This window comes from Pedobacter sp. ok626, assembly GCF_900100435.1.
Taxonomy (GTDB): Bacteria; Bacteroidota; Bacteroidia; order Sphingobacteriales; family Sphingobacteriaceae; genus Pedobacter.
In genome coordinates, this window is record NZ_FNEX01000020.1 from 30,918 (window position 1) to 44,204 (window position 13,287).

At 39.1% G+C, this 13,287-nt stretch carries 10 protein-coding genes; 2 read left to right on the forward strand and 8 right to left on the reverse strand.

Features of this window, described 5'->3' with window-relative positions; genetic code table 11:
• Nucleotides 1–77 precede the first annotated feature (77 nt).
• From BLS35_RS23215 to BLS35_RS23230, 4 genes are read right to left on the reverse strand one after another with little or no spacing between them, the layout of a single operon-like run.
• Nucleotides 78–1,481, reverse strand: a complete 1,404-nt coding sequence (locus tag BLS35_RS23215) for an efflux transporter outer membrane subunit (RefSeq protein WP_090785851.1) — start codon at nucleotides 1,479–1,481, stop codon at nucleotides 78–80.
• Nucleotides 1,482–1,491: 10 nt separating this feature from the next.
• The gene (locus BLS35_RS23220) at nucleotides 1,492–4,668 is read right to left on the reverse strand and encodes an efflux RND transporter permease subunit (RefSeq protein ID WP_090785853.1); all 3,177 of its coding nucleotides are present in this window, start codon (nucleotides 4,666–4,668) and stop codon (nucleotides 1,492–1,494) included.
• 32 nt (nucleotides 4,669–4,700) lie between these two features.
• Nucleotides 4,701–5,870 carry an efflux RND transporter periplasmic adaptor subunit gene (locus tag BLS35_RS23225; RefSeq protein WP_090785855.1) on the reverse strand — a complete coding sequence of 390 codons (1,170 nt, stop codon included), beginning with the start codon at nucleotides 5,868–5,870 and terminating at the stop codon, nucleotides 4,701–4,703.
• A gap of 18 nt (nucleotides 5,871–5,888) precedes the next feature.
• Complete coding sequence (locus BLS35_RS23230) at nucleotides 5,889–6,476, reverse strand: TetR/AcrR family transcriptional regulator (RefSeq protein ID WP_090786016.1); 588 nt, start codon at nucleotides 6,474–6,476, stop codon at nucleotides 5,889–5,891.
• A gap of 214 nt (nucleotides 6,477–6,690) precedes the next feature.
• Here BLS35_RS23230 and BLS35_RS23235 point away from each other — a divergent pair, with 214 nt between their 5' ends.
• Complete coding sequence (locus BLS35_RS23235; protein ID WP_090785857.1) at nucleotides 6,691–7,917, forward strand: erythromycin esterase family protein; 1,227 nt, start codon at nucleotides 6,691–6,693, stop codon at nucleotides 7,915–7,917.
• A gap of 10 nt (nucleotides 7,918–7,927) precedes the next feature.
• Here BLS35_RS23235 and cmk read toward each other — a convergent pair whose 3' ends face one another.
• On the reverse strand, nucleotides 7,928–8,605 hold the full coding sequence (gene cmk, locus BLS35_RS23240; protein WP_090785859.1) for a (d)CMP kinase: 678 nt from the start codon (nucleotides 8,603–8,605) through the stop codon (nucleotides 7,928–7,930).
• An 81-nt stretch (nucleotides 8,606–8,686) separates the two neighbouring features.
• On the opposite strand from cmk, the gene arfB reads away from it, so the two are divergent.
• Nucleotides 8,687–9,097, forward strand: coding sequence for an alternative ribosome rescue aminoacyl-tRNA hydrolase ArfB (gene arfB / locus BLS35_RS23245; protein WP_090785861.1), 411 nt, complete (start codon nucleotides 8,687–8,689; stop codon nucleotides 9,095–9,097).
• 22 nt (nucleotides 9,098–9,119) lie between these two features.
• Here the strand turns inward: arfB and BLS35_RS23250 are convergent, their stop codons facing one another.
• From BLS35_RS23250 to lon, 3 genes are all read right to left on the reverse strand, one after another.
• A complete protein-coding gene (locus BLS35_RS23250) occupies nucleotides 9,120–10,073 on the reverse strand; it encodes a lipid A deacylase LpxR family protein (protein ID WP_090785863.1) in 954 nt (317 codons plus the stop codon).
• A gap of 68 nt (nucleotides 10,074–10,141) precedes the next feature.
• Complete coding sequence (locus BLS35_RS23255) at nucleotides 10,142–10,642, reverse strand: hypothetical protein (RefSeq protein WP_090785864.1); 501 nt, start codon at nucleotides 10,640–10,642, stop codon at nucleotides 10,142–10,144.
• 41 nt (nucleotides 10,643–10,683) lie between these two features.
• A complete protein-coding gene (gene lon, locus BLS35_RS23260) occupies nucleotides 10,684–13,155 on the reverse strand; it encodes an endopeptidase La (RefSeq protein ID WP_090785866.1) in 2,472 nt (823 codons plus the stop codon).
• Nucleotides 13,156–13,287 lie beyond the last annotated feature (132 nt).

Below are 13,287 nucleotides of genomic sequence, written 5' to 3' on the forward strand. Positions count from 1 at the left end.
AACTGATAAAAGAAAAGGTATACGATTTCTCCATCGCATACCTTTCTGTTTCTGGTTATTTAGATTTTGTTATTCTATTATTTCCAACCGCCACCTAATGCTCTATATAAATTAACCACAGACTGTAATTTTTGAAGTCTGTCGTTGATGCTGCTAAGCTGAGCTGCCAATAAACTTTGTTCAGATGTCAATACGTCAGTATAGTTTGTTGCCGAACTGTAGCGCAACAATTCTTTCGTAAAATCAACTGCTTTAGTTAAAGAGGCAACCTGTTTTGCTCTTGTCGTTTCTTTTTGAGCCGCTGTCTGGTAAGCAAATAGGGCATCAGATACTTCTTGTCCACCTGTTAATAAGGTTTGTTGGAAGCTGTAAAATGCGATTTGTTGCTGTGCCTGCGCTGTTTTTAAACGGGCCTTGTTCTGACCTTTATTAAAAATCGGTTGGGTAATACCACCAATTAAATTGTAGAATAGCGAATTGTCGAAAAAGTTTTTTAAGCTTAAGCTAGATAAACCAGCATTTGCAGTTAAGGTTAAAGCAGGGTAGAAATATGCTTTGGCTACATTTTTATTCTCAAATGCAGCTCTGAAAGCAAATTCTGCTGCTTGTACATCAGGTCTGTTTTGCAACAATTGTGCTGATACGCCAGTTTGTAAATTGCTATAGGTAGTCTGCTGATCAAGTGTAGAACGGTCTATCTTTCCCGGGCCTCTTCCTAAAAGGATGCTCAATGCGTTTTCAGTTTCTCTGATGCTTCTTTTTAAATCCGGAAGTGTTACTTGTGCGGCATATAAATTGGCCTCACTTTGTACTACTGCTGCACCATTTACCACTGCACCTTCTTTTAAGGATTTCATGGTTTCTACATCCTTTTCTCTGATTTTGACGGTTTGCTCAGTAATAGATAATTGCTTATCCAGTGCCAGCAAGTTGTAGTAACCATTGGCTATATTGGCAATAAGCTGAGTCTGTACCGCTCTTTTTGCTGCATCGCTTTGCAATAAAGAAGCATAAGCAGAGCGTTTTGCACTGCTTAGTTTACCCCAAATGTCAGCTTCCCAGCTTGTACTTAGCTGGGCTTTATAAGTTTGAGTTTCAGTATTGATGTTGATGCCTGGAGGAAAGTTTAATGCTGCTCTTGATTGCTTAGCATCCGTTACCGAAACATCGGCCGTTAAACTTGGCAATAAAGCTGCTCTACTTTGCAGTAGCGTAGCTTCAGCTATTTTAATTCTTTCAATGGCCTGTTTCAGGTCAAGGTTTCCGCCTATGCCTTCTTCAATAAGGGATTGCAATCCTGCATCCACAAATAGCGTTTTCCATTGCAGATTCGCAATTGTAGTGCTGTCTGTACTGGTATTGCCGCGGTATAGATCATTGCTGATTACGGCCGGGCGTTCGTACTTCTTCGTTACACAGGCCGATAAGGTCAGTACGGAAAAGCCGATGATGAAATAATATTTATGATATCTGGTGTTCATGTTCTTTAAATTAATGTTCGCGGGTGTCTACTTCAGGAAATGCAATGGTTTCCTGTACTGGGCCATATCCTTCATCAAAAGGCGATTTGTTACTTACTCTTTCTTGTAGACTTTGGAACACGATGAATAAGGTAGGGATTACAAATATCCCGAATATGGTTCCGATAAGCATACCACCTACAGCTCCTGTACCAATTGATTTATTACCTGCCGCACCTACTCCGGTCGATAGCATCAATGGCAATAGTCCCAGGATAAAAGCGAAAGAGGTCATAAGGATTGGACGTAAACGAGCTGTCGCGCCGCTAATGGCCGCACTTACAATGCTCATTCCTTTTCTTCGTCTATCAACAGCAAACTCCACAATCAAAATGGCATTTTTGGCGAGTAAACCTACCAGCATGATCAGCGTGATCTGTGTATAGATGTTGTTATCTACGCCAAATATTTTATCGAATATAAATACGCCTGCTAAACCAATCGGCAATGAAATCAGTACTGCTAATGGTAGTATATAGCTTTCGTATTGCGCGCAAAGTAGGAAGTAAACGAATATTACGCAAAGCAAGAAAATGTATATGGTCTGACTACCGCTCGACATCTCTTCACGTGATAAACCAGAAAACTCGTATCCAAATCCACTAGGTAAGTGGATAGCTGCTTCTTCTTGTACTGCCTTTAGCGCGTCACCTGAACTGTATCCTGGATTCGGACTTCCTGTTACTGCAATAGAAGTAAATAGGTTGAAACGTGATATCGCTTGTGGTCCGTAAACCTTTTTCAAGGTGATGAAATTGCTGATAGGAGCCATTTTACCACTTGAATTTCTAACGTATATATTGTTTAATGTTTCCTGATTAGCACGGTAAGGCGCATCAGCCTGGTACATTACACGGTACTGTTTTCCGTATTTGTTAAAGTTGGATGCATAAACACCACCATAGTAACCTTGCAATGTAGCCAATACATCACTAACACTTAGTCCAGCTTGTTTTACTGTAGCTACATTTACGTCAATTTGGTATTGAGGGAAATTAGGGTTAAATGATGTTGAGGCATATTGAATTTCAGGTCTTTTGCTTAATGCGGCCAGGAATTCGTTTCCAACGGTATTGAATTTATTGATGTCACCACCCGTTTTATCTTGTAACTGGAATTCAAAACCACCACTGGTACCAAATCCCTGAATAGTAGGAGGGGCAAAGAAGATCACTCTAGCACCTTTGATGTTGGCAGTTTTGGCAAATAATTCACCAATAATTGCTTTTACATCACGTTTACGTTCATTCCAAGGTAATAGTTTTCCAATTACCATACCGTACGAACTTCCCGAACCACTAATCATGCTTCGACCAACTACTGTCAAAGAGTTTTTAATCTCTGGGATGGTATGGGCAATGCTGTCAATTTGTTTAATCACTATGGCAGTTTGCTCTAGTGAGGTAGCTGGAGGTAGTGAAATATCGGACATAATGGTACCCAAATCCTCGTTAGGTACGAAACCTTTTGGCGTGGTGTTCATTGTCCAGATCAAAACAACCGTAAACAAGGCAAGTCCTGCACCAGCAAGCCATTTCCTTCTTGCTAAAAAGCTTACAGAACGCTTGTATCTGTTGGTCATGGTATCAAAAGAAGTATTAAATGCGGCATAAAAACGTTGCATGAAGTTCTTTTTCTTGCCGTGATCATCGGCATGAGGTTTCAATAACAAAGCACAAAGAGCCGGACTTAACGTTAAGGCATTGATTGCCGAAAGGATAATGGCAATGGCCAGGGTTAAACCAAACTGCTTATAGAATACACCTGATGAACCTTGAATAAAACTTACCGGAATAAATACGGCTGCCATAACCAGTGTAATGGAAATAATGGCACCTGTAATGTCTTCCATTGCATCAATAGTCGCTTTTTTTGCCGACTTGTATCCATGATCGAGTTTGGCGTGAACGGCCTCTACGACCACAATGGCATCATCCACCACAATACCAATAGCCAATACTAATGCGAAAAGCGTAAGTAGGTTAATCGTAAATCCAAATAAACTAAGGAAGAAGAAAGTACCTAAAATAGCAACCGGTACACTGATGGCTGGGATTAAGGTCGAACGGAAATCCTGAAGGAAAATAAATACAACAATGAAAACCAGGATAAATGCCTCGATTAGGGTGTGAATTACCTTTTCGATGGATGCATCAAGGAAGTCGTTCACGTTTACCAATGAGGTATAATATACGCCTTTAGGAAAGGTGAGCGATGCCTGGTCCAGAATTTTTATCGAACCTTCGATTACATCTTTTGCGTTTGAACCAGCTGTTTGGTTAATGGCAATACCCAATGCAGGTTTGCCATTAAAGCGCACTGTACTGGCGTAACTTTGTGCACCTAATTCAATTCTGGCAATGTCTTTTAATCTTAGTATTTGACCATTTTCTGCTGTTTTGATAATGATGTTGCTAAATTCAACTTCATTTTTTAAACGTCCCGAGTATTTTAAGGTGTATTGGAACGATTGGTCACCTTGTTCTCCAAACTGACCCGGAGCAGCTTCAACATTTTGCTCTGCAAGGGCTAGACTTACATCATTAGGAACCAATCCGTAAGTGGCCATTACATCTGGTTTAAGCCAGATTCTCATCGAGTAATCCATTAATCCAAATGCAGTTGCATCACCAACTCCGTTAACACGCTTGATTTGTGGAATCAAGTTGATGTTGGCATAATTCTGTAAAAACTTCTGGTCGTAAGAAGCACTGTCGCTATAAATACCAAAGATCAGTACGTTACTGGCCTGACGTTTTGCAGTGACTACACCTGAACGGGTTACCTCTGCAGGTAATAAGCTACTTGCTCTGGCTACCCTGTTTTGCACGTTTACTGCTGCCAGATCGGGGTTTGTACCCAGTTTAAAGTTGATGGTGATGGTAGCTGTACCATCGTTACTTGCAGATGAGGTCATGTAAGTCATGTCTTCAACACCGTTAATCTGCTCTTCCAGCGGGATAACCACACTATTCAGTACCACATCGGCATTGGCACCCTGATAGGAGGCTGATACCTGTACTGTTGGTGGTGCAATTTCTGGATATTGGGATACTGGCAGGGTGATTAAGCCCAATACCCCTAGTATTACAATGATAATGGATATTACCGTTGATAAAACTGGTCTTTCTATGAATTTCTTAAACATATATTCTATTTCAGCAGGTTATAAAAACCAGATTATTTATTGTTAAGGTCAGCATAAACTGAGTCTGCATTTTTCTCTTCAGGTTTAATTTCCGAACCGTCTTTTAGAGATTGGAAGCCTTCTAGTACGATTTTATCGCCAACTTTCAGGCCTTTGGTTACTACATAGAAATTACCTTTTGTCAATTCCATTACTTCAATTTCTGTGTTTTTAACCAGTCCTTTTTCATCCAGTACGTACACGAATTTTTTACCCTGTAAATCGATAGTAGATTTTTGAGGGATAAGAATTGCGTTTTCCAAATGTTGAGGGATGCGTACAGATGCACTTGCTCCGCTTCTTAAAAGATTTATTGGGTTTGGAAATGTAGCTCTTAAGCTTGCAGAACCTGTCCCTGTGTTGATCAATCCGTTTATAGATTGCACTTTGCCGTTTTCAGCATAAGTTGTTCCATCGGCCAGTACCAATGAAACTGCTGGGATGTTTTTCAGCTTTGCTTCCAGGCTTGTGCCTTTGTATTGACGAGAAAAGTCTAAAAGCTGCTTCTCATTTAAAGAGAAATAAGCATATACTTTAGAGATGTTTGAGACTGTTGTTAACGGGCTGGCACTAGTACTGCTTACCAAACTTCCAGTTTTAAAAGGAATGCTTCCTATTACTCCATCAACAGGGCTAGTAATGTGGGTATAGCCTAGGTTTACTTTTGCATTTACCAGTTCGGCTTTAGCTTGTGCCAATGCCGCTTTTCTGCTTTGCAGGGTTAGCATAGCTGCATCAAGGTCGTACTTACTGATGATGTCTTTCTCTACCAGTGGTTTTGTTTTATTCACTTGTAGTTGTGCTGCGTTTACATCGGCTTCAGCACTGCTTATTGCTGCAGATGCAGTTCTAACTTGCTGCTCGTATTGTGGCGCATTGATGTTAAAAAGCGGCTGACCTTTCTTAACAGTAGCCCCCTCATCAACGAATATTTTTTCGATAAAGCCGTCAACTTTTGGTCTGATATCTACATTCTGAATTCCTTCTAATGTTGCAGGATAGTCTGTCTCTAATGAAGTAGATTGAGCAGCTAAAGCTACAACAGGATATGATTGTACCTGAGGGGCGGGAGGCCCGGCCTTTTTTTGATCGCCATTTCCACATGAAGCGATAATCAGCAATGCAGGAAGTAGTAGGTAAAGAGAGTGGATTCTAGTTTTCATATTTATATATTGTAGTATTTAAGGGAATATTAGTTCAAAAATTAATTGTTTGCGTTCTTCCATCAAGGCGGTATATTCTTCATCATTCATGCCAAATAAAATTTTATTTAGGGGGGCAGTAACCAATGGGTAAGCCATTAAAGAGAAAAGATTAATGGTGAAATGTCTTGGGTTCATGGCTTTTATCGTTCCTTTGTCCATTTCCCGTTGTATCTCTTCTAAAAAAGCATTTGCCTTTTGAGCCCTTGATCTTTTTGCACTGATGATATCGTGTCTATTCATTTCAGTAATGATAAACAGCTCGCGGTATGGGAAATGCATGGCTTCTTGAAGGAACATCGAAATGAGGTTCTCTATCTTTTGCTTAAATGGGACAGGAGCGTCCATTACCTCGTCGATCATCTTTAAAAAGGCTTCCTGGGCTTCATTAAATACCTGGTCGAATAAGGCATCCCGTGATCGGAAGTAATAATTTACAAGCGTACGATTTACACCGGCGGCGTCAGCAATCTCTTGTGTAGTAGCGTGAAACTTACCTTCGGCAAAAAATAGGTGCTTCGCCGTATTCTTAATTAACTGCTCAGTACCGGTATCTCTATTGGTCATTAAAATGAGTTTGACAAAATTGTTAAACAAAAGTATTAATCCAGTATTTAGATTAAAACATAGGAATGTAATGTTTAGGTTATGATCGGTTTTGTAACTAAATAATTGCAGAGAAGTAGGGGGGCAGAAATGAAGATCTTTTTCCGGGTTCCATATATTTTTATTCTGCATATATGAAAAAGTTAAAGCATATTAAAGAAATTTTCCAAACCCTATGTATCTTCTAAAGACTATCATTGTAGCGACTTTTCTCTTAATATTTTTTTCGATAAGAAAATCTAAAGCTCAGGAATCTACTTCCAGGATTGTAAGCAGTTTGAATGAATTTATAAATCCAATAAAAACAATCAGTCCTGACAGTAACTTTTCTGACCTTGAAGTATTAAGAGAAAGCTTAAAGGATAAAACCATTATTTCTTTAGGAGAGGCTACTCATGGAACCAGAGAATTTTTTCTTTATAAAGATGGGTTAATCCGTTTTCTTGTTTCTGAACTTGGTTATAAGGCGATAGCATTTGAAGCTGACTTCTCAGCCGTACAGAACCTGGATGATTATATCAATAGTAAAACAGAAAGTATAAATACAGGGCAGGGGGGCTTTCCATTGATTCAAGAAACCAGAAGTATGTTAAGCTGGTTAAGGACCTATAATCAATCCAAAGCACCTGAAAATCGGGTTCATCTTTACGGATTAGAGGCAAGGGGCTTTAGTAACATATGTGGACAGATCCTAAATTCCTTAATAAGTTTACCTTCAGAAAATAGGGAATTATTAAGAAGAATTCAACAGACAAAGTACTTTGATTTAAGTACAAAAGATATTAACGGGGTTAGAGCGATCCTTCCCTATCTTTACAATGAAACTGATAAAGATAAAAATGGGTTAAACAGACATTGTGTGACAATGTTAGACCAGGTTGCAGACAATTACTTAAATCGTAAATTTGGTAAGCGAGACGAGTTTATGGCTGCCAATGCTACCTGGATATTGGAAAATACAAATAGTGATAATCTTATAATTTGGGCACACAATGGCCATATATCCAAATCTGCCCTATTTAGAGGAGCATCATTAGGAACGTACTTATATCAGAAGTACAATACTGGATACTTTGCGATTGCAACCGACTTTAATCAGGGAGAAGCAAGTGTATTTGTTAAAAAAAACGGGCGCATAACTTTGGGAAGTAAATTTTATCCAGAGGTTACTTCAGCAAATGCTTATGAATATTATTTTAATCAATGCAAATTTCAGAATTTTATGATTAACATCAGTGCTTTAAATGGTCATGAAGTTTTGGTTCCTTTTTTCTCAAAAAATCTGAGTATGAAAATGGTAGGGGGAACAGACGGTCTTATAAGAATCAAACTGTCAATCTTGGAGAATTTCGATTTGATCGTCTTTTTAAACAAAACAACATCAGTAGATAACAAGAAGTAGATCGAAAACTTTAAGGCAACTGCTGATGCACCATATCCAGTGCAAAATCAAGCTGCTCTGCTTCTGTAAGCTCGGTGTTATCTAAGATAATCGCATCATCAGCCCTGGTTAGCGGACTTTCCTCACGAGTAGTATCAGCATAATCCCTATGTGCAAGATTCTCAAAAACATCTTCCAGACTAGTAGTCGTATCACCTTTGCTCTTTAACTCCTTATAACGACGTTCTGCTCTTATTTTAGGATCAGCAGTCATGAAAAATTTAACCGGGGCATCAGGAAACACAGTTGTACCAATATCACGACCATCCATCACTATGTTTTTGGATTTTCCCATCCGTTGTTGCTGTCTTACCATTTCCTTGCGCACACGTTTGTTTGCTGAAACTTCACTTACCGTTTCGGAAACTGGCATTTGTCTGATTTCTTCAGATACCTCTTCACCGTTAAGGGTAATGTGTGACTGATAATCTTGAGAATGAAAGTTCAATTCTATATGTTCAAGAGCAGAAGCTACTGCTTCCGGATCATTTACATTAACATGATTACGAATAAAGTATAAAGTTACGGCGCGGTACATCGCTCCGCTGTCAATATAAATAAAGCCCAGTTTTTTAGCTAGTGCTTTGGCCAGTGTGCTTTTTCCACAAGATGAATAGCCATCTATAGCTACAACGAGGTTTTTTCTCATAGGCCAGCAAAGTTAATATTTTGGGGAATTGTTTAGTATGAAATTTTTATTAAATCCTAAACATATGTTTATGTTTGCAACATGTTACCTAGTAGAGAAGACATATTAAAAGCCGTTACGTTCAAAACTTCACGTAGTGGGGGCAAAGGTGGACAAAATGTAAACAAGGTTTCCAGCAAAGTAGAACTAATCTTTAACATAGCTGAAGCACCATTTTTTACAGATGAAGAGCGCATATTACTAACCGAAAGACTGGAAGGACGCATGGATCAGGATGGCAATATCCATGTGATATCGCAAGAAGACAGAAGTCAACTCTTAAACAAGGAAAAGACGATTGCCAAATTGCTCATTTTACTTAAGGCAGGCTTGCATGTACAGAAAAAGAGGAAGCCGACTAAAATCCCCAAAGCTGTAATCAGGAAAAGACTAGAAAACAAGCAATCTATGGCTACTAAAAAAGAATCGAGAAAACGTCCTCAGTTAGACTAAAATTAGCATTGGCGTCCAAGTATTAGTTAAAGCGATAAAATAGGCTGATTGAGCCGTATTGATGTGCTTTAGCAGTACTCTTTACCTCCTTAGTTTTAAAGATCATCCCGAAATCGAAAGTAAACCGCTGTGAGCTGTAATTGAAACCAATTTGTTGTGCAAATACAATAGGTTTAATACCAAAAGTAACCGGATCATTGTCGTTAAACATACTGCCCTGAATAGTGGCATCGTAAGCCACAACGTTTAACTGAGGTTTTGCATAAAAGAATACCTCTCTTTTTACCAGCGCTTTAGTTTTTGGATTGTTGCCAATCACGGCATTGGTATAGGCCGAGTTAAAAAGCTGGTTAAGTCCACCTGCTCTGAATAAAATACCGGCACCCGCACCGTTAAATGTAGTTCCCGCATTGGCATAGCCTTCAAATGAAAAATCTGTTGCATTGTTTGAAGAACGGTGTAGCAACCTGGTGTATTGAGCAGAAAGGTTTAAGGTTACCGCATTTTTGATTTGGTATTCCCAACCGCCCAGTTCGTAAAAGCCAACGGTATTGTGTAATAATTTCTGTCCATCTTCAGCAAGCGAATTAGGACCTGTGGCGCCTATTTCTGCACTAACTTTTAGAATACGCTCATTGGTATGAAACCAGCTTAAGGCTCCGCCCGCGTATAGGTAACCTGCAAATGGACGGTCTTGTCTGGCCGGATCTGGTGCATAGCCAGAGTAGGGGTTGTATATTTCTTGTCCAGCAGTAATTTCATAAGTCTTTTTTTCTAATCCTTCTTTTAACTGCTGTTGGTTCAACGCTCTCCTGAAATGTATAAATAATCCGTTGGTATAATACCTGTCGGAACCCTGTGCCAGATAGGAGTCATTGTCGCTACGGAAGCCAAATTCATTCTTATAAGTTTGGGCGTAAGTATTGAAAAAAAGACAGGTACCCAACAGTGCGAAAAATATTTTTTTGGAGATCATTTGACGTATTTAAAAAAGAAAAACTCCGGTAAATGTACCGAAGTTTTTATGCTGTTTTATATGAATACTTAAAATGTGTAGCCAAGACTTACTCCTACATAATAAGGAATAAAGTAGTTGCTGGTAAAAACAGGTGTGAAACCTGCCCGTAGCGCGAACCCTGAATCAACCGGTTGTAACCGGTACATGAAACTCATGGTACCAATAAAAGCACTTCCTGATTCGTTATTGTCATCATCAGACAAGAAGTCGTCACCAAGCTTTGCAGAGCCATAAGTTGTTCCCAAGCCGATCTCAAAAAAGTTTTTTCCTTTTCCAAGCAGATAATTCAGCGAAACTGGTATAGTGGTTACACTGGTACCGTCAATAGCTACATATCCGATACCTACCCTTCCGCCCAGACCATCGCGTCTATTGCCAAAGCGCGTATCGTAATTGGCGGAGAACAGGATTCCCTGGCCACCAATTTCTACAAATACATTTTGCGCTCTTGAAGTACTTTCCTGAGCTTCTGCCGAGTTTGATAAGGCACACATCCCCAAGAGCATTAATAATAAAATCCTTTTCATTAATTTGTTGTTTGATTAGGGAACAATAATAGTAAAAAGAATTATTTTTCTTCCGATCTTAATTTAATGCTCAGATTCTGAGGATTTTTCACTTTCTCTTTAGTCAAAGCCAATTCAATCACCTCTTTCATTTCTGTAACATAATGGAAATTAAGATCCTTGATGTAGCTTTCTTTGATTTCTAGAATATCCTTCCTGTTTGATTTACATAAAATGATATCTTTTATGTTTGCACGCTTAGCAGCAAGTATTTTTTCTTTGATACCACCCACAGGTAATACCTTACCTCTAAGTGTAATCTCACCAGTCATGGCCAGGTTAGATTTTACTTTACGTTGAGTAAAGGCTGAGGTTAGCGCAGTAAGCATCGTTATACCTGCCGAAGGGCCATCTTTAGGCGTAGCACCTGCAGGAACGTGAACATGTACATCAAACTGATCAAATAGTGCGTATTCAATACCAAAAGTATCAGCATGAGCACGTAAGTAAGCAAGTGCAATAACAGCCGACTCCTTCATCACCTCACCCAGATTTCCTGTAAGGGTTAATTTTCCTTTACCCGGACTTAAGCTAGCTTCAATAAATAGGATATCACCACCTACAGATGTCCAGGCTAAACCAGTTACCACACCAGCAACTTCATTGCCTTCATATAAGTCTTTGTCGTATATTGGAGCGCCTAAAATACGTTCTACGTCATCATTAGTCAGGTTTGGATCATAGGTTTCTTCCATAGCAATTTTAGTAGCTACACCTCTTACCAGCGATCCAATCTTTTTCTCCAATCCACGTACACCAGATTCTCTGGTATAATCCTCAATTACTTTTTCAATTAAGGAGCTTTTTAAAGCAATATCCTTGTTCTTTATGCCGTGTATATCCTTTTGCTTAGGTAAAAGGTATTTTTTAGCAATTTCTATCTTCTCCTCAATCGTATAACCATTTACTTCAATAATCTCCATACGGTCTAACAAGGCCGGTTGGATAGAGCTTAGTGAGTTGGCAGTGGCTATAAATAAAACATGAGACAAGTCATAATCAGCTTCTACATAATGATCATTAAACGCACTATTTTGTTCTGGATCTAATACCTCAAGCAATGCAGAAGAAGGATCGCCTCTAAAGTCAGCTCCTACTTTATCAATCTCATCCAGTACAAAAACTGGATTGGCAGCACCTGCTTTTTTGATGGATTGAATGATACGGCCCGGCATAGCGCCGATATAAGTTTTTCTATGACCACGGATTTCAGCCTCATCTCTGATACCGCCCAACGCCATACGTACGTATTTGCGGTTTAGTGCTTTGGCAATGGATTTTCCTAAAGAGGTTTTACCAACTCCCGGAGGGCCTACCAAACAAAGGATAGGGGCTTTCATATCGCGTTTTAATTTTAGCACCGCTAAATATTCTATAATACGCTGTTTTACTTTTTCTAATCCAAAATGATCTTTATCAAGTACACGTTGTGCGCGTTTTAAGTCGAAATTGTCTTTGGTAAAATCATTCCAAGGCAAGTCTAATAGTAGTTCCAGATAGTTGATCTGTACCGAATAATCAGGTGCAGCAGGGTTCATTCGACCCAATTTCTCTAGTTCTTTATTAAAGTGCGTCGCAACTAAAGGTCCCCATTTTTTCTTCTTCGCGCGGGTTTCCAGCGCTTCATATTCCAGGTCTGATGAGTTGCCACCTAGTTCTTCCTGAATAGTTTTTAGCTGCTGGTTTAAGAAATAATCTCTTTGTTGTTTATCAAGATCTACACGTACTTTGCTCTGAATTTGATTCTTCAGCTCAAGCATTTGAAGTTCAAGCGTCAACAACTCCATTACCATCATTGCACGTTCGCGCAAATTTGTCATTTCCAGCATTTTTTGCTTATCAGCAACATCTGCATTCATGTTTGAAGAGATGAAGTTGATCAGGAAAGAAGTGCTTTCTATGTTTTTAAGCGCGATACCCGCTTCACTTGGAATATTAGGTGATAACTGGATGATCTGACTGGACATTTCCTTAATAGAGGCTACCAAGGCTTTAAATTCTTTATCAGCTTTAAATTTGGACTCCTCGAATTTGCTGATACTTACTTTAATATATGGCTCAGACTGTACCTCTTCTAATACCCGGAAGCGTTGCTTGCCCTGTATAATTACAGTAATATTGCCATCAGGCATTTGCAGCATTTTGATAATATGCGCTACCGTACCTACACTATTCAATTCCTCGAATGTTGGATCTTCGATAGAAACATCGCGTTGAGAAACAACACCAATGATTCTGTCGCCCTTATAAGCCTCTTTGATTAGTTTTATGGATTTATCTCTACCTACAGTAATAGGGATTACTACACCCGGGAAAAGTACAGTATTCCTAAGTGGAAGAATTGGTAGAATTTCTGGAGTTTCTTCATTGTTCATCTCATCTTCATCTTGTTGAGACATCAACGGAAAGAATTCAGTATCTTCATTTATGATGGGTAGTGCGTTGCTAAAATCGAATTGATCTCTTTTACTCATTAAAATAAGTCTTTCTTAAATAAAAACGACAATCTGACAGCATGTCGTTTAAAAATTATTAATTGTATGATATAGGGATATTTTCAACTCCTGTGCCAAAACGAAATTGGCGGCATTTCCCTGTTAAAAAGT

Excerpts from the sequence above, each read along its gene's own strand:
- cmk (WP_090785859.1), bottom strand. The coding sequence starts at position 8,605 with ATGAGAAAAAACCTCGTTGTAGCTATAGATGGCTATTCATCTTGTGGA.
- BLS35_RS23230 (WP_090786016.1), bottom strand. The coding sequence starts at position 6,476 with ATGACCAATAGAGATACCGGTACTGAGCAGTTAATTAAGAATACGGCG.
- BLS35_RS23255 (WP_090785864.1), bottom strand. The coding sequence starts at position 10,642 with ATGAAAAGGATTTTATTATTAATGCTCTTGGGGATGTGTGCCTTATCA.
- BLS35_RS23235 (WP_090785857.1), top strand. The coding sequence starts at position 6,691 with ATGTATCTTCTAAAGACTATCATTGTAGCGACTTTTCTCTTAATATTT.
- lon (WP_090785866.1), bottom strand. The coding sequence starts at position 13,155 with ATGAGTAAAAGAGATCAATTCGATTTTAGCAACGCACTACCCATCATA.
- BLS35_RS23220 (WP_090785853.1), bottom strand. The coding sequence starts at position 4,668 with ATGTTTAAGAAATTCATAGAAAGACCAGTTTTATCAACGGTAATATCC.
- BLS35_RS23225 (WP_090785855.1), bottom strand. The coding sequence starts at position 5,870 with ATGAAAACTAGAATCCACTCTCTTTACCTACTACTTCCTGCATTGCTG.
- arfB (WP_090785861.1), top strand. The coding sequence starts at position 8,687 with ATGTTACCTAGTAGAGAAGACATATTAAAAGCCGTTACGTTCAAAACT.
- BLS35_RS23215 (WP_090785851.1), bottom strand. The coding sequence starts at position 1,481 with ATGAACACCAGATATCATAAATATTATTTCATCATCGGCTTTTCCGTA.
- BLS35_RS23250 (WP_090785863.1), bottom strand. The coding sequence starts at position 10,073 with ATGATCTCCAAAAAAATATTTTTCGCACTGTTGGGTACCTGTCTTTTT.